Origin of the sequence: Paenibacillus albicereus (assembly GCF_012676905.1) — a bacterium.
In the GTDB taxonomy this organism is placed as follows: domain Bacteria; phylum Bacillota; class Bacilli; order Paenibacillales; family Paenibacillaceae; genus Paenibacillus_O; species Paenibacillus_O albicereus.
In genome coordinates this window covers 3,090,906-3,115,130 of record NZ_CP051428.1, presented here as the reverse complement: position 1 = coordinate 3,115,130, position 24,225 = coordinate 3,090,906, and the positions used below count along the sequence as shown (strand labels likewise).

The following is a 24,225-nucleotide window of genomic DNA, read 5'->3' as shown; positions in this document are numbered from 1 at the left end:
GCGAGGGCACTCCGGAGTGCGTGCAAGTGAGGAAAGCGGGCTTCGTCCCGAGCTGCCGAGGCGGCCGGAGAAGCCAAGTAGGGTGGAACCGCGGGAGATGCAAGCTCTCGTCCCTACGTCTGTATCGCAGACGTAGGAGACGGGAGTTTTTTTGGCGTCTTCCGGACGGCTGCTGTTTTTCCCCAGATTCCATTGAAGGAGAGTGGCCACCAGCATGAATTTCCAAGGCATGATTCTGACGCTGCAGCAGTTCTGGGCCGAGCAGAACTGCATTCTCGTACAGCCTTACGACACGGAGAAAGGCGCGGGCACGATGAACCCGATGACCTTCCTCCGCTCCATCGGCCCCGAGCCGTGGAATGTCGCCTACGTGGAGCCTTCCCGCCGCCCGGCGGACGGCCGCTACGGGGAGAACCCGAACCGCCTGTACCAGCATCACCAGTTCCAGGTCATCCTCAAGCCGTCGCCGGACAACATCCAGGAGCTCTATCTGGAGAGCTTGAAGCGGCTCGGCATCGACCCTCTCCATCATGACATCCGCTTCGTCGAGGACAACTGGGAATCGCCTACGCTCGGCGCGTGGGGACTCGGCTGGGAAGTGTGGCTGGACGGCATGGAGATCACGCAGTTCACGTACTTCCAGCAGGTCGGCGGCATCGACGCCAGCCCCGTCGCCGTCGAGATTACGTACGGCATGGAGCGCCTGGCCTCCTACATTCAGGACAAGGAGAACGTGTTCGACCTGGAGTGGGTGGACGGCGTCACCTACGGCGACGTGTTCCTGCAGCCGGAGTACGAGCATTCCAAGTACACGTTCGAGGTGAGCGATTCGGACATGCTGTTCAAGCTGTTCTCGATGTACGAGGAGGAAGCTCGCCGTGCGATGGAGCACAACCTCGTCTTCCCGGCGTACGACTACGTGCTCAAGTGCTCCCATGCGTTCAACCTGCTGGATGCCCGAGGCTCGATCAGCGTGACCGAGAGGACGGGCTACATCCAGCGCGTGCGCAATCTTGCCCGCTCCTGCGCGGCCACGTATCTGGAGGAAAGGGAGCGGCTCGGATTCCCGCTGCTCAAGAAAGGAGGGGACGCCAATGGCTAAGGACCTGCTGTTCGAGATCGGACTGGAGGAAGTTCCCGCGCGCTTCGTGCGCGCCGCGGTCAATCAGCTTCGGGAGCGCGTCGAGAAATGGCTGTCGGACTCGCGAATCGGCCACGGCGGCGTGACCGCCTACGCGACGCCTCGCCGCCTGGCGGTGCTGGCGCGGGCCGTGGAGGAGAAGCAGTCCGACGTAAGCGAGGAAGTCAAGGGACCTTCCCGCAAGATCGCTCAGGACGCCGAAGGCGGCTGGAGCAAGGCGGCGCTCGGCTTCGCGCGCAGCCAGGGCGTGGAGCCGGAGCAGCTGTTCTTCAAGGAGCTGGCGGGCGTCGAGTACGTCTATGCCGTCAAATCGAGCCTCGGCGTGGATACGGCATCCGTGCTGGCCGAAGGCTTGAACGCGATCGTGCACGCGATGACGTTCCCGAAAAACATGCGCTGGGGCTCGTACGAGCTGAAGTTCGTCCGACCGATCAAGTGGCTGCTCGCGCTGTTCGGCACGGACGTCGTGCCGATGGAGATCGCCGGCGTGAAGAGCGGCAACGCTTCTCGCGGCCACCGCTTCCTCGGCGAGGAGACGCGCGTCGCCGAGCCGGCCGCCTATGTGGAGGCGCTGCGCCGCCAACACGTCATCGTCGACATCGCGGAGCGGGAGCGGCTGATCGTAGCGGGCATCGAAGCGCTGGCCGCCGACAAAGGCTGGACGATCTCGATCAAGGACGACCTGCTCGAGGAGGTGCTGTTCCTCGTCGAGACGCCGACGGTGCTGTTCGGCTCGTTCGACCCGGCCTTCCTCGACATTCCGCAGGAGGTGCTGATTACCTCGATGCGCGAGCATCAGCGCTACTTCCCGGTACTGGACAGCGCGGGCAAGCTGCTGCCGTACTTCGTGACGGTCCGCAACGGCGACTCGGTGTCGCTCGACAACGTCGCCAGGGGCAATGAGAAGGTGCTGCGCGCCCGCCTGTCGGACGCGAAGTTCTTCTATGCCGAGGACCAGAAGCTGGCGATCGCCGATGCGCTCCGCAAGCTGGAGTCGATCGTCTACCACGAGGAGCTCGGCACGGTGGCGGACAAGGTCGGACGCATCGTCGCCCTGACGGGCCGCGTCGGGGCCGCCGCCGGCGTCGAGCCGCAAGCGGCCGCAGCCGCGGCGCGCGCCGCGGAGATCTGCAAGTTCGACCTCGTGACGCAGATGGTCTACGAATTCCCCGAGCTGCAGGGCATCATGGGCGAAGATTACGCCCGCAAAGCCGGCGAGGACGAGGCCGTCGCCAAGGCGATCAACGAGCACTATCAGCCGCGCTTCTCCGGCGACACGGCGCCGGCTTCGCTGCCGGGCTCGCTGGTGAGCCTCGCCGACAAGCTCGATACGATCGTGGGCTGCTTCTCGATCGGCATCATTCCGACCGGATCGCAGGATCCGTACGCGCTGCGCCGCCAGGCGGCCGGCATCGTGCAGACGCTGATGGCGCATGAGCTCCCGGTGCGGCTCGGCGAGCTGTTCGACCTGGCGCTGGACATCCATGAGCAGCGCGGATTGAAACGACCGAGAGCCGATATTCGCAAAGAATTATACGACTTCTTCGCGCTGCGGCTCAAAAACGTCCTGACGGAGCAGGGCAACCGCTACGACGTGATCGACGCGGCGCTCGCCGCCGGCTTCGACGATCTGACGCTTACCGTCAAGCGCGCCGCGATCCTGCTCGCCCGGGCTGCAGGTCCGGAGCAGGTCGAGTTCAAGACGGTCGTCGATGCGCTTACGCGCAGCGCCAACCTGGCGGCCAAGGCGGAATCGGACGCCGCGGTCGACGCGGCGAAGCTCGAAGCGGGAGCGGAGCGCCGGCTGCACGAAGCCTACGAGCAAGTATCCGGCCGCTACCGCAGCGCGCTGGACGCCGGCGACGCCGCGACGGCGCTGGGCTTGCTGACGGAGCTGCGCGAGCCGATCACCGCCTTCTTCGACTCCGTCATGGTCATGGCGGAGGACGAGGCGGTGCGCCGCAACCGGCTGGCGCTGCTTTCGGGCATCGCCAAGGACGCCGCGCGGTACGCCGATTTCTCCAAGCTCGTCTGGGCATGATCCGTTGATCCGAATTCGAACGGCTGAAGGGAGAGTGGCGCCGTGAGCGCATACGAACGGGATGTCATTGTCTATGTCGTGTCCGATTCGGCGGGAGATACGGGGGATCTGGTCGTGCGCGCCGCAGCGGCCCAATTCCATCCGATCGTGCCGCAGATCCGGCGGGCGCCGTTCATCGCCGACGAGGCCGCGCTGGCCAAGGTGATGGAGCTTGCCCGCAGCAACGGCGCGATCGTCCTCTACACGCTCGTGCTGCCGCATCTGCGGGAAGCGATGGTTCGTCTGGCGGATACGAGCGGGGTCGAGGCGATCGATCTGCTCGGCACGCTGATCCAGAGCCTGGAGCGCAAAACGGGCATGCCTTCCCGGCAGGAGCCGGGGTTGAACCATGTGCTCGACGAAGACTATTTCCGCAAGGTTGAAGCGGTGGAGTTCGCGGTTAAATATGACGATGCGAGGGATACGACGGGCATCAAGAAAGCGGACATCGTGCTCGTCGGCGTGTCTCGCACGTCGAAGACGCCGCTGTCGATGTATCTCGCCCATAAGAAATACAAGGTGGCCAACGTTCCGCTCGTGCCGGAGCTGAAGCCTCCGGACGAGCTGTTCACGATCCCGAAGGAGCGCGTGATCGGCCTGACGATCGGCGTGCACTACCTCAACGTCATCCGCAAGGAGCGGCTGAAGGCGCTCGGCCTTCCGGACAGCGCGTCTTATGCCACCTCCGAGCGGATCGAGCGCGAGCTCGCCTACGCCAAGGCCATCACCGACCGGATCGGCTGCTTTACGATGGACGTGTCGCATCGGGCGGTCGAGGAGACGGCCAGCATCATCATGGAGCGGATCCGGAGCAGCTGAAGGAATGGACGGCTGAGGCCGAAAGGCGGTGGAGCCCTTGGAGGAAACGGCAAGTACCCGGATCGTGGTCGATGCGGATGCCTGTCCGGTGAAGCGGGAGATCATGGACATCGCCTATCCGCTCGGCGTGCCGGTGCTGATGGTCTCGTCGTACGATCATCGCCTGGAGCCGGAGCCCGGCCTGGAGATCGCCCATGTCGACCGCAGCAGCCAGGCGGCGGATCTGTACATCTTGAACCGCGTCCGCGTCGGCGACATCGTCGTCACGGGAGATTACGGCTTGGCGGCGATCGCGCTCGCCAAAGGAGCGGAGGTCATCGGCTTCCGCGGCCATCGCTATCGGGACGAGACGATCGATTCCATGATGGCGAGGCGCCATGAGCAAAGCGTCATCCGGAGGAGCGGCGGCAGGACCAAAGGTCCTAAGGCGATGACTGCCGAAGACCGGGCGGCCTTTCAACAAAAGCTGACAAAACTTTTGCAGCGCAGGCAGGAAAAAAGGTAGGACCAGCGAATAATATTAGGTGTTATTCGGACGAAGGTGATGAACGATTGGCATACGGCAAGATACCGGAAAGCGTCATCGAAGAGGTGCGCCGGAATCACGAAATTGTAGACACCGTCGGCAAGTACGTTCATTTGACCAAAAACGGAAAATATATGAAGGGGCTTTGTCCGTTCCATTCGGAGCGGACACCCTCCTTCACGGTCACTCCCGAGCTGCAGATTTTTCATTGCTACGGCTGCGGCAAGGGAGGCAATGTCATTCGGTTCATCGAAGAGATCGAGGGCTACTCCTTCCCGGAAGCCGTCCGCCATCTGGCGGAAGAGGCAGGGATGCCCATTACATGGGATGCGCCCGGCGAGGGCTCTTCGCCGCGTGACCCCGAGCTCGACAAGTCCTACGAGGCGCACGAGCTTGCGGCCAAGTTCTACCATTACCTGCTCAACAACTCCGCTCAAGGCCAGGAGGCGAGGGCTTACCTGCTTGGACGGGGCATGAGCGGCAAGCTGATCGATGAATTCTCCATCGGCTTCGCGCCGGAGGGATGGGACACGCTGTCCAGATTTCTGCAATCGAGGGGCTACGAGCCCGAGCTGCTGGAAAAAGCGGGCCTCCTTTCGGCGAAAAACGATGGAAGCGGATATGTCGACCGGTTCCGCGCCCGCATCATGTTCCCGATTCGGGCGCGGGACGGCAAGGTCTGCGGCTTCGCGGGCCGCGTCATGGACGATTCCAAGCCGAAGTATTTGAACACGCCCGAAACCCGCCTGTTCGCCAAGAGCAAGCTGCTCTATCAGCTGCATGCGGCGCGCTCCGTCTTCCGCAAGAAACGGTCCGCGGTTCTTTTTGAAGGATACATGGATGTCATCAAAGCCTGGTCCGCCGGCCTCAAGAACGGCGTGGCGGCGATGGGCACCGCGTTGACGGACGACCATGCGGTCCAGCTTGCGCGCGAGGTAGACGAGGTGATCCTCTGCTACGACGGCGACGATGCGGGACAAGCCGCGGCGATGAAGTCGATTCCGATCCTGGAAAAAGCCGGACTGCGGCCGCTTGTCGCCCTGCTTCCCAAAGGCATGGATCCGGACGAGCATATCACGCGCTTCGGCGCCGAGACGTTCATGAGGGAAGTCATCGAGCATCCGGTCTCCGTCACCAAATTTAAGCTCTTATATTCGCGCCGGAATCATACACTCATAGGAGAAGAGGGCCGCAAGAACTATGTCATGGAAGCCGTCGGCATAGTCGCGGAGCTCGATTCCCGCACGGAGCAGGAAGTATACCTGAAGGAGCTTTCCCGCGAGTTCGAGCTCTCTCTGGAGTCGCTCAAGCAGGACTGCCACCGGATCTGGAGCGAGCGGCAGAAAACGAGGCCGGACAGGGATAAGAACGATCAATCGTGGAATAATGGTAGGAATGAAACAAGGCGTGCGTCCTCGTTTCCGAAGACGACGGATATTCCGCCTTTATTCAAACGAGCGGAACGGCATCTGCTGGCTTGCATGATGCACGACAAGGAAGTGGCATCGACGGTTTACGAACAGCTCGGTGATTCGTTCATCCTTGAGGATCATGTCGCGTTGGCTGCTTATCTCTATGCTTATTACGCCGAGGGCCATGACCCGGATGCGAGCCGCTTCATCAGCTCGATCCAGGACAATCGCCTCGAGCAGCTCGCTTCTTCGATCCTCATTCATGAAGACAGCTCCTCCCTTAATTTCGAGCTTGTGCCTTCGAACATTCTTGACATCCAGAAGGAAACGGAAAGAATGGTTCTGAAGCAGAAGATCCAGGTGTTGAAGGAAGAAGCGACGCGGGCGGAAAGGTCGGGGGATGTCTTGAGAGCGGCCCAGATCCATCTCGATATCATTCCTCTGGAGAGAGCGATCGACGTTTTGAAAAGCAAGGATCCAAAGTGAGATTATCGCCCTAGAAAGACCGCTCAAGGAACGGCAGGATGATCCTTTCTAGGGAGGAGGGAGTCGGGAATATGGCGAATGACCAACGTACGGAGCTGGACAACGAGCAAAAAATGGAGCTGGTCAAGGATCAGCTCATCGAACAGGGGAAGAAGCGCTCTTCCCTTTCCTATAAAGAGATCATGGATAAGCTGGCTCCTTTCGACCAGGAGCCGGAGCAGATCGACGAGTTCTTCGAGCAGCTCGACGATCTCGGCATCGAAGTGACGAACGAGCGGGACGATCGGCCGTCTCCGCTTGGAGGAGAGGACCAGGAGCGCGAGAGCGACGAATTCAACTTCGACGACGATCTGAGCTTGCCGCCGGGCATCAAAATCAATGATCCGGTGCGCATGTATCTCAAAGAGATCGGCCGGGTGCCGCTGCTGCTCGCCGACGACGAGATCGAGCTCGCCAAGCGGATCGAGCAAGGCGACGAGGAAGCGAAGCGCCGCCTCGCGGAAGCGAACCTGCGTCTGGTCGTCAGCATCGCCAAGCGTTACGTCGGACGCGGCATGCTGTTCCTCGATCTCATTCAGGAAGGCAACATGGGCCTGATCAAGGCGGTCGAGAAATTCGATCACCAAAAAGGCTTCAAGTTCAGCACGTACGCCACGTGGTGGATCCGTCAGGCCATCACGCGCGCCATCGCCGACCAGGCCCGCACGATCCGCATCCCGGTGCATATGGTCGAGACGATCAACAAGCTGATCCGCGTCTCGCGCCAGCTGCTTCAGGAACTCGGGCGCGAACCTACGCCGGAAGAAATTGCGGCCGAGATGGATCTGAGCACCGACAAGGTGCGGGAGATCATGAAGATCGCTCAGGAGCCGGTATCGCTTGAAACGCCGATCGGCGAGGAAGACGATTCGCATCTGGGGGATTTCATTGAAGATCAGGAGGCGCTCGCTCCCGCGGATGCCGCGGCATACGAGCTGCTCAAGGAACAGCTGGAGGACGTGCTCGATACGCTCACCGAGCGGGAAGAGAACGTGCTGCGCCTGCGCTTCGGCCTCGATGACGGCCGTACGAGAACGCTGGAGGAAGTCGGCAAGGTGTTCGGCGTGACGCGCGAGCGGATTCGCCAGATCGAAGCCAAGGCCCTTCGCAAGCTTCGCCATCCGAGCCGCAGCAAGCGGCTGAAGGATTTCCTGGAATAGAACGATGATGGATAGGCTCTCCGCCTCGGCGGGGAGTTTTTTTATATCGGCATGGATAGGTCAAACGTCCCGGAGACGGATGGCCCTTCAGCCGTCACATCGAGATGACGATGTAAGGAGTGGAGCCGAACGGCTCCGATTCCACAGGCTGCTCGCTGAGCGAGCGGCTGCAAGGAGAGCCGTCACGATGGATATGGACAAGCGCACCCTCATGGTGCAGGAGATTCGCGGGTGGAAAAAAAGCAAGCTGCTGCCCGACCATTACTGCGATTTTTTGTTGAATCTGTATGCCGACCCGGCGCCCGAGGGCGATCAGCTGCCGGCAGAAACCTCTTCGAACGAGAGGCTGCGGACGAAAAAAGCGGTCCGGGCCGCTGCGGGCGCCTCAGGCTGGAAATGGCTCTTATTTCTTGCCATCTTCTCCCTTTTCTTCTTGATTGTTCTTCATTTTAGCTCTTTTCCCCCTGCTTTGCAAATCGCGATCGCACTGCTTGTCTCGGGCGGGTTCCTGACCGCGGGAGCGGTCATCCGGCCTCGGAGCGAGACGGCTGGCATGGCTTGGACCGGGGCGGGCATGCTGCTGCTCGTCGGCTTCGCGCTGTATTTGATGGCCCTGCACGACTTGCTCGGCTGGCAATGGAATGCCGCGATCTGGAGCGTCTGCGCCGTCTTCTGGATCGGGTACGGCATTTGGCAGCGCATTCCGCTGCTCCATTTTTGCGGGTGGGCATGTCTCGCGCTCGTCTATGCGATATTGCTGCAGCAGCTCGCCGGCGGGACCGGCCTCGGGGAGAAGCAGCTGTATTGGCTGCCGCTCGCGGTGCTGTTCGGCTGGTCCGGCTGGTTCGTCCGGCGCTGGTCCAAGCCGTCTTGCGCCGTGCTGCTCGGCGCGGCGGCTTTGCTGGCGCTCATGCCGGAAGCGACGCTGCTCGTCGAGCAGGGCAGGGGCGTTTGGCTCCAGAGCGTATTTGTTGGTAAACTGGTCGTAGGGGGAGGAGCGTTGTTTCTCCTGCGAAACTATTGGATAGAGTGGGTTGCCTGATATGTTGACATCGAAGCGCTTACGCGCGATAGCGGACTACGTCCGCGAAGGCTCGCGCCTGGCCGACATCGGGTCGGATCATGCGCTGCTGCCGGTCGAGCTCGTCGGCCGCGGCACATGCCCGTCGGCGGTGGCCGGCGAGGTGAACGACGGTCCTCTGGAGGCGGCTCGCCGCGGCATCGCCGCGGCCGGCCTCGCCTCCTCGATCGAGGCGCGCAAAGGAGACGGACTGGAGGTGCTGCGGCCCGGGGAGGCCGATACGGTGACGATCGCCGGCATGGGCGGCGCGCTGATCGTGTCGATTCTGGAATCGGGCCGCGTCGGCGGCAGGCTCGAGGGCGTAAGCCAGCTCGTGCTGCAGCCCAACGTAGGCGAAGAGCTCGTGCGCGCCTGGCTCCTGGAGCATGGCTGGCATTTGGCCGGCGAGACGATCCTGGAAGAGGACGGCAAAGTGTATGAGCTGCTGAACGCGCTCCGCCCCGCCGAGGGGCAGGCGCCGAACGAGGAGCTGTACGGGGGCGAGCCGCTGCTGCCCGGATTGTCGGCGGAGGAGGATCGGAAGCTCAAGCTGCGGATGGGGCCGTATTTGACCCGCCGTCCGTCCGAGGCCTTCGCCCTGAAATGGAGCTCGGAGCTGCGCAAGCTGCGCGGCATCGAGCGGCAGCTGGAGCGCTCGGACACCGAGGAAGCGGCGGCCCGCAAGCGCGAGCTCGCCCAGGTGATCGCCCGAATCGAGGAGGTGCTGGAATGTATGCCAACGGACATGTCGTCGCGGAGCTGATGGAGCGGCTCGCGCCGAAGAGATATGCGGTAGAGAACGATCGGATCGGCCTGCAGCTCGGCACGCTGCAAAAGCCGATCCGCAAGGCGCTGATCGCGCTGGATGTGACGATGGAGGTCGCAGACGAGGCGATCGCCGAGGGAGCCGACCTCATCATCGCCCATCATGCGATCATTTTTCGGCCGCTGGCCAAGATCGATACCGCTTCGCCCGCAGGCGCGCTGTACGAAAAGCTGATCAAGCACGACATCGCGGTCTACATCTCGCATACGAACCTCGACGTCGCCGAGGGCGGCATGAACGACTGGATGGCCGATGCGCTCGGGATCGCGGCGGAGGGCCGGGTGAGCCTGGAGAAGGTGCATGAGGACCGCCTGTTCAAGCTTGCGGTCTACGTTCCGCAGCCGCATGCCGAAGCGGTGCGCGAGGCGATGTGGCAAGCCGGCGGCGGCACGCTGGGCCGCTACGACCGGTGCAGCTTCAGCACGAGCGGACAAGGAACGTTCCGGCCGGGTGCGGGCACAGCGCCGTTTCTCGGCTCGCAGGGCCGCCTGGAGACGGTCGACGAGGTTCGCATCGAGATCGTCGTGCCCGAGAGCCTGCTGCGCAAGACGGTGAAGGCGATGCTGGCCGCTCACCCGTACGAGGAGACGGCCTATGACGTGATCCGCCTCGAGCGGGAAGGCAAGTCGCTCGGCCTCGGCCGCAGCGGACGGCTGGAGAAGCCGGCGACGCTCGCCGAGCTGGCGGAACGGGTCAAGGCCGCATTCGACGTCCCGTTCGTGCGGGTGACCGGCGATCCGGCAGCGGCGATCACCAAGGCGGCCGTGCTCGGCGGCTCAGGCGCCCGCTACTGGCGGCAGGCGCAGTTCGCCGGCGCTCAAGCGCTCGTCACCGGCGACATCGACTACCATTCCGCCCACGACGCGCTTGCCGCGGGCATGCTTCTCCTTGATCCCGGACATAACGCCGAGAAGATCATGAAGCGCAAAGTGGCGCAGTGGCTGACCGAACGGCTTTCCGAATCGCGCCATGAGACGGAGATCATCCCTTCGGCAATAAATACCGAGCCGTTCCGTCTTGCATGAGGCGGCTGATCCGGCTATACTAGCTTAGGTATCGGAAAGTCTGACAGACAATCGCTGGCGGCCTCGGCCGCGAGAGGAAAGTCCGGGCTCCACAGGGCAGGATGCTGGATAACGTCCAGTCGGCGCGAGCCGAAGGATAGTGCCACAGAAATGGACCGCCGATGGCGGGCGCCTTGCGCGCCGGCACAGGCAAGGGTGGAACCGTGGTGTAAGAGACCACGAGCGGCGTTGGCGACAACGCGGCTGGTAAACCCCATCTGGAGCAAGACCTAAGAGAACGCAGAAGCTTCGGCTTCAGTCCTTGCCCGGGGCGCGTTCGGGTTGGTCGCTTGAGCCTGTCAGCAATGGCAGGCCTAGATAGATGATTGTCGCTTGACAGTGGGAGGGTCGTTCCCGTTCGGACCACGAAGAGCACAGAACCCGGCTTACGGCAGACTTTCCGCAACGGCCTTGCGATCGACAGCGCTTCGCGCTTCTTGCCTTTGCCGTCCCTTCCGGGTGGTCGGCGGGCGGCCCTGGCGGCAGTCGAGAGCCTAGCCTCGATCGCCCCATGAAGCGCCGCCCCCACACAAAAAGCGTCCTTCTCCATCGTGGAGAAGGACGCTTTTTACGTTTGGGCTTGGATCGGGGGGATCGCTCCGCTACCTGCTTTGCAGCCGGCCCAGAAGCTCTTCCAGCTGCTTGCGGATGCGCTCGCCCAATGACTCCGGCATGCGGGACGCGGCCGATTCGGAGGCAGGAGCTTCGCCCGGCTCCGACACGATTCCCGCAGGCTGCCGCCCATCCGAAGCCGGAATCGTCTCCGTCCGGCCTCCGCTGGCGCCCTCTCCGGCGGCTCGAAGCGCCTTGTCGATGTCGATCTGCCCGTAGCCGAAGTAGGGATCCTTGCCCTTGGCGCCCAGATCGCGCGCCGTGCTCCGCATCAGGTCGTACACTTCGACGTTGGTCAGCTGCGGGTTGCGCGAGCGGATGAGAGCGGCAAGCGCCGCGACATGCGGGCTGGCCATCGAAGTGCCGGACAGAGCGGCGTACTGGCTGCCCGGATAGGTGCTTGCGATGCTGTCTCCCGGCGCGGCCGCGTCGATATAATCCCCATAGTTGGAGAAGGACGACTTCTGTCCGCGCGAATCGGTGGACCCGACGGCGAAAACTTCCGGATATGCGGCCGGATAGCCGGGCTGCTCGGAATTGTCGTTGCCGCTGGCCGCGACAAGCACGATGTCCTTGTCGTAGGCGTACTTGATCGCATCGTGCAGGAACTCGGCCTGAGCGTAGTTGCCGAGGCTCATGTTGATGACTTTGGCTCCGTGATCGGCGGCCCAGATGAGACCTTGGGCGACGGAGTACGTCGAGCCGGCGCCGGTGGCGTCGAGCACTTTGACCGGCATGATCTTGTTGTACCACGTCAGGCCGGCGACGCCTTCCCCGTTGTTGACCGCGGCGGCGATGATGCCGGCGACATGGGTGCCGTGGCCGACGTCGTCATCCGGCTGCTGGCCCGAGGTCACGACGTTGTAGCCTTCCGCCAGCTTGCCCGAGAGATCGGGATGATCCAGCTGCACGCCGGTGTCGAGCACGGCGACCTTGACGCCTTCGCTGCCTTTGGACAGGTTCCAGCCGATTTCCGTCTCGATGGAGGGAAGGTTCCACTGATAGTCGGAGTATAGGCGGTCGTTGGGCACGATCGGCCGGACGTCGGCCGGCTCTTCATTCGTCAAGTACAAGTAGTGGGGCTCGACATACAGCGGGTTCCATTTCTTGCGGAAATAGCCCATCATCTTCATCGCTTCCATCGAACGGGAGCGGAACACGTAGACGCCCCGCATCCGGTTTTCGGCGGAGGCGCCGATGTCGCGGCGAATCTGCTCCAGCTGCTGCGGAGTCGGCTCGGTTCGGAAGCGGACGACGACTTCCTGCACATGATAATGGCTGGCGCCTCCGTTGTCCTGGCCGGTGCGGACGGTGAACTCCCGCTTCGTGCCCGCGCGGACCGATTCGATCCGGTACTGGCCTTCCGCAGGGTAAGGAACCTGGCGCAGGTTGCGCGTCTGATGCCGCTGCACGTCGCCGATGATGTCCTGGCGGATCAGGCCGACGACGCCTTCTTTGCCTTCGGGAGCAGGCACGGCCAGCATCAGGTACCGCTTGCCTGCGGCGGTCAGCGTCTGAGACTGGTAGCGGGTGCCTTGGGCGATCGCTTCGGCGGCCTTCTTCGCATGCGCGGCGACGAACGCCTCGGCGTCGGACGGGATGCTTCCTGCCTCGGCCTCGACGCCGCCAGGAACGGTCCAGCTCAGATGCGCCATCTGCGGATGATGGCGGATCAGATCGGTCATCTTGGCGGCACGGCGTGCGGCCGGCTCCCCGGTCAGGGCGAACAGCTTGCCGATGTCCTTGGCGCACTCGCTCGCGCACAGCATGGCGGTCGCTTCCATATCGTGGCGGATATCCGCTTCTTTGAGCCGGCTTTCCTGCTCCGCGGACAGCGCCCGGGTCCGGGCCTTCTGCTCTTGGGGGCGCGCGCCGGGAATGAGCCACGGACTGATCGGAATCAACAGCGTGAGCAGGGCGAGCGCGGTGAACGCGCCGATCCATTTCTTTCTCATGAAGGCTTCATCCTCCCGGTCATGTCTATAGCCCTTCCTGCCTTAGAGTCCGGCAAGCGGGCGCAAATTATTCGGAAGACCGGCTCAGCCTCAAGGCTCCGGCAGGGTCATAAAAAGTACAAATCGCGCCGATTGTATGTTAGGATAGACATAATCTTCAACTTCTTACGGGATCGATGAAAGGGGAAACTATTCACCATGCCATCCGCCAACGTAAAGCCGCTCAGCGAAACTACCCGCGCCAAGCTCAAGGACGCCATCTCGCAGCTGGAGCCTTTCCTGAACGAGCATGCTCTTCCTCAGCTCGCCTCCCCGGAAGCAAACGACGAGGAGCTCACCTTCTACAAGGGCCTTCTGTCCGACCTGCGCCATCTGCTCGTCTACTCCGAGGTCGCCTATGAGAAGCTAGGGGTCACGCTGCGCCGGCCGAACTTCGACGCCGAGCATGCCGAACGCCAGCTTTACGAAGTGTACCATCATTGCGTCAACGCCTTCTTCTATCCGAAAAACGAAGGCTACTCCGAAGACGGCCGCTACGCGTATACCGGCCAGGACGCGATCCGCTTCCGGCACAAGCCGCTGCGCGGCGCGCGCGACATCGTGCTCGGCGTATCCAAGATTTACGAAGAGCTGAGGGATGACCTCTCCTACTACGAAAACGACTACATGACCTCGCGCCGGATGCAAGGTCAAAAATAAGGAAGGCATACCGAACCCCCTCCCTGGCCAGCCTAGGTAGCGGAGGTGAGGGACCATGCCGAAAGGCGTTGCATGCAGCGTTTCGAACTGCGCTTTCTGGGGACAAGGCAATTCCTGCTCGGCGGATGCGATCCATATCGAAATTGATCAGCATGCGCACGCCGATCTATCCGCTGAATTTGCCGGCGGGGAGTTCGGGGACAACCATAAGGACAAGGCGAAGGAATCATCTGCGACCTGCTGCCATACGTTCAAGCCCAACTCCTGAATCGATTCGCCATCATGAGCTTTCTTGGAGCCGTCCCTTCGGGGATGGCTCTTTTTCGATATATCTGTATCGCCCATCTCTTCATCTCCGAGCGTTGCAAGCCGATATAGAAAGGATAAAGGAATGAGGAGTGAACCTATCATGTCGATCGATCCCCGTATGCTTACGGCGCTCATCAAGCAGCAGCTTAGGCCCAGCCTGGATCAGCTGGTAGGCGGAGGCAGCCAAGCATCGAGCGGAACCGCCTCCGCTTTCGATCAGATCTTGAGCCAGCTGTCCGGATCGGCGGGAACGGCGGGCCTAGCCGGCGCCGCTTCCGTCTCTGCCGACATGCCGTCGCTCTCCGACGGGTCCGGCCTTCTGTCCGGCGCCGGAGCGGGCAGCTATGCCGGCCAAGCCGCAGAGGCGGCAGAAGGGTGGGGCGCGTCCGCTTCTCCTTCGCTGCAGGCCGCGCTGATCGCGGCAGGCGGCGACTATGCCTCGACGTTCGAAGCCGCCCTCCAGAACGGAGCCGCTTCTGCCGGCACCGAGTACGAAGGGCTGATCGCCGGCGCCGCCGCCCGGCATGGACTGCCTCCCCAGCTGATCCGCGCCGTCATCGAGGCGGAGTCCTCCTTCAATCCGCAGGCCGTATCCGGAGCCGGGGCGAAGGGCCTGATGCAGCTCATGGACGGCACCGCGAGCGGGCTTGGCGTGACCGACTCGTTCGATCCGGCCCAGAACATCGACGGCGGCTCCAAATATCTCTCGTACCTGCTCCGCAAGCTTGACGGCAGCGTGCCTGCCGCGCTCGCGGCCTACAATGCCGGGCCCGGCAGGCTCGATCGGATCGGCATCCGCGACGAGGCGACGCTGACCGAGCATTTTGCCGAGCTGCCGCGAGAGACGCAGTCCTACGTCGTCAAGATCATGGACAAGCTCGGCGGCGCCGGGTTGTAACCGACGGCTTTTTATAATAGGATAGGCATTAGGCTGGCTCTCGGCGTTCGGCCGGAGCCTGGAGGAAGGACCGCGTTCGCGGCTGCACGCTTGACGGGCGGCCGGCGAAGCCGGTCTTTTTGTTTGATTCGAGGAGGTCATGGCGATGGACAAGCACCGTCCGGTGCTTTATTTTGATCACGGGGCTTCCACGCCTCCGCATCCCGATGTGATCCGTACGCTCGCCGAGGTGATGGAGCGGCACTATGCCAATCCTTCTTCGATCCATGGCGCGGGTCTGGAGGCGGGAAGGCTGCTCAGGCGGGCGCAGGAGCTGGCGGCGCAGCTGCTGGGCACGTCGGCCGAGGAGTGGGTGTTCACCTCGGGCGGCACGGAAAGCAACCAGCTTGCGGTTATCGGAGGGGCGAGGGCGGCTCGGGCGAGAGGCCGCCATATCGTCGTGTCGGAGATCGAGCATCCGTCCGTGAAGCAGGCAGCCGAGCGGCTCGAGGCGGAAGGCTTCGAGGTGACGAGGCTGGCGGTCGACGGCAGCGGCCGCATCCGGCTCGACCACCTGGAAGCGGCCATTCGGCCCGACACGACGCTCGTCAGCATCATGCACGTGAACAACGAGGTCGGGTCGGTTCAGCCGATCGAGGAGGCAGGAGCGGTTGTGAGACGCTTTCCTGGCGTCCTGTTCCACGTCGACGGCGTGCAGAGCGTCGGCAAGCTGCCGATCCGGCTCAACGAGTGGGGCATCGATCTGTTCAGCGTCTCGGCCCATAAGCTGCGGGGGCCTAAAGGAACCGGCCTCCTTTATGCGCGCGCCGGCGTCAAGATCGAGCCGCTCATCGGCGGCAGCGGGCAGGACGGAGACTGGCGCGGGGGAACGCCGAACGTGCCGGCGATCGTCGCTTCCGCCAAGGCGCTCCGTCTGGCCGTGGAAGGGCAGACGGAGCGCGCGCAGCGGATGAGGGGCCTGCGGAAGCGGCTCCTGGAGCGCTTGAGCGCCATTCCGGAGCTGCAGCTGAGCGGGGACGCCGACCCCGACTCGCCGCGCCAGGCTCCCCATGTGCTTCATTTGTCCTACCCCGGCATGAAGCCGGAGGTCATCGTGCATGCGCTCGAGGAGGAGGGCATCATCGTCTCCACGAAGTCGGCCTGCTCGTCCAAGGACGAGAAGCCGAGCGACGTGCTCCTGGCGATGGGCTATCCGGTTGCGCGCGCAGCCGGAGGCATCCGCATCACGTTCGGAGACGAGCATGACGAGGAGGCGGCGGACCGGCTGGCGGACAGCCTGGAGGCCGTCGTGAAGCGGCTGAAGCCGCTGGAGAGGAGCAAGAGCTGATTCATGGAGTATGATCTCATTACGGTCCGATACGGAGAGCTGACGCTCAAAGGCCGCAACCGCGGCCGGTTCGAGCAGCAGATGTTCCGCTACATCAAGCTCAGCCTGCAGCACTTGGAAGGACTTGAATTCGAAAAAACCTATGCCCGGGCTTACATCAAGCTGAATGGAGTCGCCTATGAGCGCGTCGCCGAGGCGCTGCGCCGAGTCTTCGGCATCCATTCGTTCAGTCCGGTCAAGCGAGCCGCGAACGAGCTGGAGGCGATCCAGGAAGCCGCGCTGGAGCTGTGGCGAGCGCTCCCGGCCAAGCCGGCGACGTTCAAGGTGACGGTGAAGCGGGGCTGGAAAGGGTTCCCTCATGTCACCCATGAGCTGAACCACCTGATCGGTTCCCACATCCTGCGCGCGGCGCCTGAGCTCAAGGTGGACGTGCGCCAGCCGGAAATGGAGCTCCGCGTGGATATCCAGCCGGAAGGAGCGTATATTTTCAACCGCATCGAGGCGGGCGCGGGGGGCTTCCCTTACGGCTCCAACGGCAAAGCGATGCTGCTGCTCTCCGGCGGCATCGACAGTCCGGTCGCGGCATGGTCGGCCATGCGCAAGGGGCTGGAGCTGGAGCTGGTCCATTTCCACAGCTTCCCGTTCACGAGCGAGCAGGCGACGGACAAGGTGATCGAGCTCGCGCGCCAGCTGTCGCGCTGGGCCGGCAAGCCGCTCAAGCTGCATCTCGTGCCGTTCACCGATATCCAGACCCGGTTCACGCAGACCGGGCAGGATCATCTCATCATCACGCTCATGCGGAGGGCGATGCTCCGGATCGCCGGGCTTCTGGCCGAACAGGCCGGAGCCGGCGCGGTCGTATCGGGCGACAGCCTCGGCCAGGTGGCGAGCCAGACGCTTGGCAGCATGAACGTCATCGGCCGCAGCCTGGAGCTGCCGCTGCTGCGTCCGCTTATTATGATGGACAAGCAGGAGATCATCGACCGGGCGGTGCAGATCGGCACGTACGGGACGTCGATCCTGCCGTTCGAGGACTGCTGCACGCTGTTCGTACCCAAGTCTCCGAGCACGAACCCGAATCTGCGCATCGTCGAGCGGACCGAGGGCGGCATTGCGGAGCTTGACGAGCAGATCGAGCAGGCCGTTCGGGATGTCGAGACGGTGCAGCTCGATCGAGGCCAGGTGCTCCGCCGGCAACGCGAAGTCCGCGAGGCGGATGAGCGGGACTGGTTTTGATCCAAAAAGCCTGGAGACAGGCTTTTTTCTTTTGGCCGCATTTCCAAACGTACAGGCCTGATCCGGGGAGCGGCATACGATGGGAGGAGAGAAGGAAAGACCACAGGGAGGAATGCTCCGATGAAGCTCAAAAAAGCAGCCGGCCGCTATGATTTGATCGTCAGCCTAGGCTCTTCCTGCGCTCCCGCCATCCACATGAAAAGGCTCGGCCTGCGCAAGTTTTCCATGCCCTTCGACTGGGTCGTATCGTTGACGCTCGCGGATGTGACGCGGGTGCTGGCAAGCGATTTTCAGGATTTCATGCTGCGCGGCAATCTCGACAAGTCGCCCGACTCCATCTTTCCCCAATATTATTTGGAGGACGGAGAGCCGGTCTTGTCGGGGACTGGCGAAAACGGGCTGGCGAAGTGCCATCTCGTCGAGGACAGGCGCACCGGCTTCATCTCCGTCCATGACTTTCCGATCGTAGAAGGACTTCCTTGGGATCACGCGTATCCCGCCTACAAGGCCAAGCTGGACGAGCGGATCGCCCGCTTCCGGAACGAGCTGCGCGCGTGCAGCCATCCGCTTTTCATCCGTTGGTCCGCCGAATATGAAGAAGCGGCCGAGCTCGAACAGACGCTGGCCGGCCTTCGCGCAGGCAAGCCGTTCACGGTCGTCATCCTCCAGCCGAAGTCGGAGGCGAAGGACATTCAGGATTGCCGATGGCCGCTGTGCCGTGTCGCCGGTGCTGTCGTTCCGGCCGACATCCAAAGCGAGCCGCTGTGGGACCGCGTCTTCCAAGGCATCTCGCTTCGATGAGGCCAAACCGAAAAGCCGAATCATCCCTAGAGGACGATTCGGCTTTTTTGGTTGAGGAGGACCCGCGGCTTCAGTGCGTTTCCCGCTCGCGAGGGGCGGGCTGCTTGTTTTTGCGGATCGCTTTGGTCAGGAGTCCGGCTCCGACGATAAGCACGACGACGAGCGCGATGAAGATCCACTCCGGCATGCCGCCGTTGCCGAACAGGTGGGCGATCTTCTTCTCTCCCGTAATCATCTTGCCGGCCGTGTAGCCCAGGATCGCCGCTCCGATGTACAGAATCCACGGGAACTTCTCGATCAGGCGGATGAACAGCGTGCTGCCCCAGACGACGATCGGGATGCTGATGATCAGGCCGGCGATGACGAGCCAGATGTTGCCGTGCGAGGCTCCGGCGACGGCCAGCACGTTGTCGATGCCCATCGCGGCGTCGGCCAGCACGATCGTGCCGATCGCCTGCCTCAAGGTGCTGCCGGCCTTGATGTTGTCGTGGCTGCCCTCTTCCTGCACGAGGAGCTTGTACGCGATCCAGACGAGCAGCAATCCGCCGGCCAGGTGAAGCCACGGAATATCGAGCAGCTTGACGACCAGCACGGTCGCGATGATGCGGATGGCGATCGCTCCGAATGTTCCCCATAGGACCGCTTTTTTCTGCTGATGCTTAGGCAGGTTGCGGGCGGCAAGCGCGATGACGATCGCGTTGTCCCCGGCCAGCATAAGGTCGATGAAGACGATGGTCAACAGCGGACCCAACCATTCCATCCTTGCTCCTCCTTTGTTGTTGAACTATCTCTGACCTAAATACTTACCCGTATACGAATAAGTTGGACAAAGGATTCGTTTTTTTTTGTAACATAAAGAATCTGGCTTGTACATACCCCTGTAGGGAAGGGGGTTGTACGGCTTGGACCATCTTTGGATCTTTATGCAAATTCTTGCCATCAACGTGCTGCTGAGCGGAGACAACGCGCTCGTCATCGCCATGGCGAGCCAGCATTTGCCTCCGCAGCAGCGCAAGCGGGCGATGGCGTGGGGCACGTTCGCGGCCATCGCCCTGCGCTGCGTGCTGACGCTCGCCGCCATCTCGCTGCTCCAGCTGCCTTATCTCCAGGCGTGCGGCTCCGCGCTCCTGCTCCTCATCGCCGTCCAGCTGCTGCGGGATGCGGAGCGCCCCGGCGAGGAGCGCCGCTCCAAGGGAGCCGGCGTCAAGCGAGCGGGCACGCTGGCAAGCGCCGTCGGAACGATCGTCGCGGCCGACTTCGTCATGAGCCTCGACAACGTGCTCGCCGTCGCCGCCGTCGCCGGCGGTGAGCCGGTGCTCATGCTGCTGGGCATCGCCCTTAGCATTCCCATGATTCTATGGGGCAGTCAGCTCCTCGGGGGCTTGCTGGCGCGCTTTCCGTCGCTGGTCTATGCCGGCGCCGGCCTGCTCGGCTATGCGGCGGGCGAGATGCTCGTCTCCGACCGTGCGCTGCAGCCTATGCTTCGGCATGCTCCGCTGCTGCACGAGGCGCTGCCCGTGCTGATGGTGCCGGCCGTCATCGCAGCGGGCATCCTGCTGACCCGATCGGCCCGCCGGGCCTAGAGAGGCTGCTTCGCCCGCCGCGCCGTCCGCATGGCCGAACAGGTCAGGGGACGGCGCTTTTTTTCATGGCTTGCCCGGTTTCGCGCTGGCATTTTCACTCCGCTTCCTTTAGAATGAGAAAGATCTGACTGGTCGTACCGCTGCCTGTCCGCAGGCAGTCGTCAAAGGGAAACGGGGGATAGGATTGATCCGCAATCAATATTCCGCCGGAATCGTCATCTTGCTTGCAGGGATCGCCATCCTGCTGGGCCGCATGGGCGTCTTCAGCTTCATCGGCTCCGTATTTTGGCCGCTGTTCATCCTCGTGCCGGGCATACTGCTGCATGTGCTGTATTTCGGCCGGCTCCTCCCTGCGGCAGCGCTTGTTCCGGGCGGCATTTTGTCCGTATACGCACTGGTTTTCCTGTTCTGCAACTGGTTCGGGTGGGGCTACATGAAGTACTTGTGGCCGTTCTTCATCCTCGGCCTCGCGGTCGGGCTGTACGAGTATTACACCTTCGATTCGTCCCATCCGAGAAGCGCCTTTACGATCGCCGCCGCGCTGGCGGGAGTGTGGGCGCTGTGCATGATTTTCGTGCTGCTGTGGAGCTGGGGCATCTATCTGATCGCGGTCGCGCTCGTCGCGCTGGGCGGATGGATGATGGTGAGCAAGAAGGCCCGCTGGTAGCGGGCCCTGCATGTCGGAGACTTTGGCTTGATCCTATACACAGATGGAGTGGATTAGAAGTTATGCAAGCAAGAGAGAACATTCGCAATATCGCCATCATCGCGCACGTCGACCATGGCAAGACGACGCTGGTCGACAAGCTGCTGCAGCAATCCGGCACGTTCCGCGACAACGAGGTCGTGCACGAGAGGGCGATGGACTCCAATGACCTGGAGCGGGAGCGCGGCATCACGATCCTGGCCAAGAACACCGCGATCAATTACAAGAACTACCTCATCAACATCGTGGATACGCCCGGACACGCCGACTTCGGCGGCGAAGTCGAGCGCATCATGAAGATGGTCGACGGCGTCCTGCTCGTCGTAGACGCCTTCGAGGGCTGCATGCCGCAGACGAAGTTCGTCTTGCGCAAGGCCCTCGAGCACAATCTGACCCCGATCGTCGTCCTCAACAAGATCGACCGTCCGAACGCGAATCCGGAAGCCGTCGTCGACGAGGTGCTCGACCTGTTCATCGAGCTCGGCGCGAACGACCAGCAGCTGGAATTCCCGGTCGTGTACGCTTCCGCGCTGATGGGCACGTCCAGCCGCGACGTGGAGAAGCAGGATGAGAACATGGAAGCTCTCTACGAGACGATCGTAGAGCGCATCCCGCACCCGACCGAGAACGTCGAGGAGCCGCTGCAGTTCCTCGTGACGCTGCTCGACTATAATGAATACATGGGCCGCATCGCGATCGGCCGCGTCAACCGCGGCGTCATCCGTCAAGGCCAGTCCGTCGCCGTCATGACGCGCGAAGGCGCGATCAAGCAGGCCCGGATCGAGAAGCTGTTCGGCTTCCAAGGACTGAAGCGGATCGAGATCGAAGAAGCGGCGGCAGGCGACATCGTCGCCATCGCCGGCATCAAGGAGATCAACATCGGCGAGACGATCGCCGATCCGGCCAAGCCGGAGGCGCTGCCGGTGCTGGAGATCGACGAGCCGACGCTGCAGATGACGTTCCTCGTCAACAACAGCCCGTTCGCCGGCCGCGAAGGCAAGTGGATCACCTCCCGCAAGCTGCGCGAGCGCCTCTACAAGGAGCTGGAGACGGACGTCGCGCTGCGCGTGCAGGATACGGACAGCCCGGATGTGTTCATCGTATCCGGCCGCGGCGAGCTTCACCTCGGCATCCTCATCGAGAACATGCGCCGCGAAGGCTATGAGCTCCAAGTATCGATGCCAGAAGTCATCGTCAAGGAGATCGACGGCCAGAAGATGGAGCCGTACGAGCGCCTGCTGATCGACGTGCCGGAGGAGAGCATGGGCGCCGTCATGGAAAGCCTCGGCACGCGCAAGGCCGAGATGGTCAACATGATCAACAACGGCAACGGCCAGGTCCGCCTGGAGTTCATCATTCCGGCTCGCGGCCTCATCGGCTACCGGACGCAGTTCCTGACGCTGACGCGCGGCTACGGCATCATGAACCATGCGTTCGACAGCTACGGCCCGATCGTCGGCAGCAGCGTCGGCGGACGCCATCAGGGCGTGCTTGTCGCGACCGAGAACGGCGTTTCGACGTTCTACGGCATGATGGGCGTCGAGGACCGCGGCATCCTGTTCCTCGAGCCGGGCGCGGAGATCTACGAGGGCATGATCGTCGGCGAGCACAACCGCGATCAGGACATCGTCGTCAACATCTGCAAAGAGAAGCAGCTGACCAACATCCGCTCCGCGACCAAGGATGAGACGGTCCGCCTCAAGACGCCCCGCACGTATACGCTGGAGGCGGCTCTGGAGTACCTCAACGACGACGAATACTGCGAGATCACGCCGAAATCCATCCGCATGCGCAAGAAGCTGCTCAACAAGAGCGAGCGCGAGCGCGCGGAGAAGCAGCGCAAGACGTCCCAGGCCGGAGTCTGATCCCAGCCGAACCTAGCAAGCGAGCAAGCGGCGGTTTGGCGCCGGCGCACAGCCGGACAGCCAAATGCGCCGCTTGCTCGTTGTACCCATATCGGACCGCTTGTACAACCAACCGGAGGAGTGAACAGGGATGCAGGAGTGGCTCAGCGACCATCCGCTTGTCTCGTATATCCTGATTCTGGCCAGCGTCATCTATATCTTCAATAAAGTATTCCGTCCCCAGCAACGGCTGCCGCTGCTCAAGGAGATTCTGGTCTATCTGATGATGGCGATCGGCTCGGCCGTGCTGCTCGTGTTCCAGATCGACAAGCTGCCGATCATCCAGTGCATGGCCGTCGCCGTCGCGATGATGCTGCTGCTGCGGGTGCGCCAGTTCAACGACCGCCGGATGGCGAAGCGCCAGCAGCAGAGCGACGCCGGCCAGAGCTGAGCGCTTCCGCTCCTCCTGGAAGCCCGGGACAAAGCGTCCGAAATTCAGGCGTGGCCATAAGGAGACAGCTATGAATAGGGGAAACGAATATCCGTCTCGCGGTTCGCGCGGAGAGGGAAGGTCCGGCGCGCCTGCCGGAAGGCGCAAGGGACAAGCCGCGAAGCGCAAGCCGAAGCGGGTGTACTGGCTGCGGCGGCTGATGACGCTGCTCGTGCTCGTCCTGCTCGCGGGGGCCGGCTTCGCGGCTTATCTGCTGTACGACGCCAACAAGGCGCTCGGCCAGATCAGCAGCGGCGCTCCGGCCGTGCCTGCGGCGAGCTCGGTGCGCACGCAGCCGGCCGCGATGCTGCTGATGGGTCTGGATACGCGCGGAGAAAGCGGGCTGCTCAATACGGACGTGCTCATGGCGGCGGCGTTCAACCCGCGCACCAAAAGCGCCGTCGTCGTATCGATCCCTCGCGACGCGCGCGTCCCGGTCAAAGGCTACAAGCAGCGCAAAGTGAACAGCTATTATGCCGCTTTCATCAGCAACGCGAAATCGAAGGACAAGAGCATCAGCCGGCAGGAGGCGGAGCGGCAAGGCAAGCTCGGCATGAAGGATGCGATCGGCAGCTACTTCGACATTCCGATCGATTATGCCGCGACGATCAATTTCCAAGGCTTCGCGGATGTCGTCGACGCGCTCGGAGGCGTCCAGGTCGACGTCGACATGGATATGGATTACGACGACCACGCGGGGCAGCCGGGAGGCACGAGCATCCACCTCAAAAAGGGCGTCCAGAAGCTGAACGGCGAGGACGCGCTCGGCTTCGTCCGCTACCGCAAGTCCAACGACGGCACGAACATGAGCAGCGACTTCGAGCGCAACCAGCGCCAGGAGCAGGTCATCGGGGCGATGACGTCCAAGCTCAAGTCGGTGCCCGGCTTCCTGCGGCTCGGCAAGGTGTTCGGCGCGGTCGGCGACAACATGAGGACCGACATGCCGGAGTCGGAGATCCGGGCGATGCTCATGGCCTTCTTCGGCATCGGCAGCGGCGACATCGAGTTCATCGCGCTGACGGGCGATTGGCGCAGCCCCTACGTCTATGTGGATGACGCCTCCCTCGACAAAGCCAAAAAAGCGCTGCAGGCCAAACTGGGCGAATGACCGTAGTGGCTGCGGCATACGTATGTTATACTACAGCTGAGATG

General features: G+C 62.7%; 22 protein-coding genes and 1 other RNA gene. 21 read left to right on the top strand and 2 right to left on the bottom strand.

Annotation, left to right across the window (positions count from 1 at the left end; genetic code table 11):
• Window positions 1-214 precede the first annotated feature (214 nt).
• From glyQ to rnpB, 10 genes are all read left to right on the top strand, one after another.
• Window positions 215-1,102, top strand: a complete 888-nt coding sequence (gene glyQ, locus HGI30_RS13875) for a glycine--tRNA ligase subunit alpha (protein WP_168908100.1) — start codon at window positions 215-217, stop codon at window positions 1,100-1,102.
• Window positions 1,095-3,182: a glycine--tRNA ligase subunit beta gene (gene glyS, locus HGI30_RS13870; RefSeq protein WP_168908099.1), complete on the top strand. Its 2,088-nt coding sequence runs from the start codon at window positions 1,095-1,097 to the stop codon at window positions 3,180-3,182. The genes glyQ and glyS overlap by 8 nt, the downstream gene beginning before the upstream one ends.
• Window positions 3,183-3,224: 42 nt before the next feature.
• The gene (locus HGI30_RS13865) at window positions 3,225-4,040 is read left to right on the top strand and encodes a pyruvate, water dikinase regulatory protein (protein ID WP_168908098.1); all 816 of its coding nucleotides are present in this window, start codon (window positions 3,225-3,227) and stop codon (window positions 4,038-4,040) included.
• Window positions 4,041-4,077: 37 nt separating this feature from the next.
• Window positions 4,078-4,545, top strand: coding sequence for a YaiI/YqxD family protein (locus tag HGI30_RS13860; protein ID WP_407944988.1), 468 nt, complete (start codon window positions 4,078-4,080; stop codon window positions 4,543-4,545).
• Window positions 4,546-4,592: 47 nt separating this feature from the next.
• Window positions 4,593-6,464, top strand: coding sequence for a DNA primase (dnaG, locus tag HGI30_RS13855; RefSeq protein WP_168908097.1), 1,872 nt, complete (start codon window positions 4,593-4,595; stop codon window positions 6,462-6,464).
• 71 nt (window positions 6,465-6,535) lie between these two features.
• Window positions 6,536-7,663: an RNA polymerase sigma factor RpoD gene (gene rpoD, locus HGI30_RS13850; protein WP_168908096.1), complete on the top strand. Its 1,128-nt coding sequence runs from the start codon at window positions 6,536-6,538 to the stop codon at window positions 7,661-7,663.
• Between the two features lie 187 nt (window positions 7,664-7,850).
• Window positions 7,851-8,705, top strand: a complete 855-nt coding sequence (locus HGI30_RS13845) for a hypothetical protein (RefSeq protein WP_168908095.1) — start codon at window positions 7,851-7,853, stop codon at window positions 8,703-8,705.
• A gap of 1 nt (window position 8,706) precedes the next feature.
• Complete coding sequence (locus tag HGI30_RS13840; RefSeq protein WP_168908094.1) at window positions 8,707-9,486, top strand: tRNA (adenine(22)-N(1))-methyltransferase; 780 nt, start codon at window positions 8,707-8,709, stop codon at window positions 9,484-9,486.
• Window positions 9,453-10,574 (top strand): Nif3-like dinuclear metal center hexameric protein, encoded by a 1,122-nt coding sequence (locus tag HGI30_RS13835; RefSeq protein WP_168908093.1) that lies wholly within the window; start codon window positions 9,453-9,455, stop codon window positions 10,572-10,574. Before HGI30_RS13840 ends, HGI30_RS13835 begins: the two co-directional genes overlap by 34 nt.
• Window positions 10,575-10,609: 35 nt before the next feature.
• An RNA gene (gene rnpB, locus HGI30_RS13830) (RNase P RNA component class A) lies at window positions 10,610-11,017 on the top strand.
• A gap of 198 nt (window positions 11,018-11,215) precedes the next feature.
• Here the strand turns inward: rnpB and HGI30_RS13825 are convergent.
• Window positions 11,216-13,180, bottom strand: coding sequence for a S8 family peptidase (locus tag HGI30_RS13825; protein WP_168908092.1), 1,965 nt, complete (start codon window positions 13,178-13,180; stop codon window positions 11,216-11,218).
• A 198-nt stretch (window positions 13,181-13,378) separates the two neighbouring features.
• On the opposite strand from HGI30_RS13825, the gene HGI30_RS13820 reads away from it, so the two are divergent.
• From HGI30_RS13820 to HGI30_RS13795, 6 genes are all read left to right on the top strand, one after another.
• Entirely contained in the window at window positions 13,379-13,879 is a 501-nt protein-coding gene (locus HGI30_RS13820) for a YpuI family protein (protein ID WP_168908091.1), read from the top strand.
• Between the two features lie 55 nt (window positions 13,880-13,934).
• Window positions 13,935-14,147: a DUF1540 domain-containing protein gene (locus HGI30_RS13815; RefSeq protein WP_168908090.1), complete on the top strand. Its 213-nt coding sequence runs from the start codon at window positions 13,935-13,937 to the stop codon at window positions 14,145-14,147.
• A 141-nt stretch (window positions 14,148-14,288) separates the two neighbouring features.
• Window positions 14,289-15,086, top strand: a complete 798-nt coding sequence (locus HGI30_RS23585) for a lytic transglycosylase domain-containing protein (RefSeq protein ID WP_328805121.1) — start codon at window positions 14,289-14,291, stop codon at window positions 15,084-15,086.
• Between the two features lie 145 nt (window positions 15,087-15,231).
• The gene (locus tag HGI30_RS13805) at window positions 15,232-16,413 is read left to right on the top strand and encodes a cysteine desulfurase family protein (protein WP_168908089.1); all 1,182 of its coding nucleotides are present in this window, start codon (window positions 15,232-15,234) and stop codon (window positions 16,411-16,413) included.
• A 3-nt stretch (window positions 16,414-16,416) separates the two neighbouring features.
• The gene (thiI, locus tag HGI30_RS13800) at window positions 16,417-17,649 is read left to right on the top strand and encodes a tRNA uracil 4-sulfurtransferase ThiI (RefSeq protein ID WP_168908088.1); all 1,233 of its coding nucleotides are present in this window, start codon (window positions 16,417-16,419) and stop codon (window positions 17,647-17,649) included.
• Window positions 17,650-17,769: 120 nt separating this feature from the next.
• A complete protein-coding gene (locus HGI30_RS13795) occupies window positions 17,770-18,450 on the top strand; it encodes a DUF1796 family putative cysteine peptidase (protein WP_168908087.1) in 681 nt (226 codons plus the stop codon).
• Window positions 18,451-18,520: 70 nt separating this feature from the next.
• Here the strand turns inward: HGI30_RS13795 and HGI30_RS13790 are convergent, their stop codons facing one another.
• Window positions 18,521-19,210, bottom strand: a complete 690-nt coding sequence (locus HGI30_RS13790; RefSeq protein ID WP_168908086.1) for a TerC family protein — start codon at window positions 19,208-19,210, stop codon at window positions 18,521-18,523.
• Window positions 19,211-19,352: 142 nt separating this feature from the next.
• On the opposite strand from HGI30_RS13790, the gene HGI30_RS13785 reads away from it, so the two are divergent.
• From HGI30_RS13785 to HGI30_RS13765, 5 genes are all read left to right on the top strand, one after another.
• Complete coding sequence (locus HGI30_RS13785; RefSeq protein WP_168908085.1) at window positions 19,353-20,033, top strand: TerC family protein; 681 nt, start codon at window positions 19,353-19,355, stop codon at window positions 20,031-20,033.
• 184 nt (window positions 20,034-20,217) lie between these two features.
• Window positions 20,218-20,700 carry a hypothetical protein gene (locus HGI30_RS13780; RefSeq protein WP_168908084.1) on the top strand — a complete coding sequence of 161 codons (483 nt, stop codon included), beginning with the start codon at window positions 20,218-20,220 and terminating at the stop codon, window positions 20,698-20,700.
• 62 nt (window positions 20,701-20,762) lie between these two features.
• On the top strand, window positions 20,763-22,604 hold the full coding sequence (typA, locus tag HGI30_RS13775; protein WP_168908083.1) for a translational GTPase TypA: 1,842 nt from the start codon (window positions 20,763-20,765) through the stop codon (window positions 22,602-22,604).
• A gap of 130 nt (window positions 22,605-22,734) precedes the next feature.
• Window positions 22,735-23,034: a YlaH-like family protein gene (locus HGI30_RS13770; RefSeq protein ID WP_168908082.1), complete on the top strand. Its 300-nt coding sequence runs from the start codon at window positions 22,735-22,737 to the stop codon at window positions 23,032-23,034.
• Between the two features lie 70 nt (window positions 23,035-23,104).
• Window positions 23,105-24,181, top strand: a complete 1,077-nt coding sequence (locus HGI30_RS13765; protein ID WP_168908081.1) for an LCP family protein — start codon at window positions 23,105-23,107, stop codon at window positions 24,179-24,181.
• Window positions 24,182-24,225 lie beyond the last annotated feature (44 nt).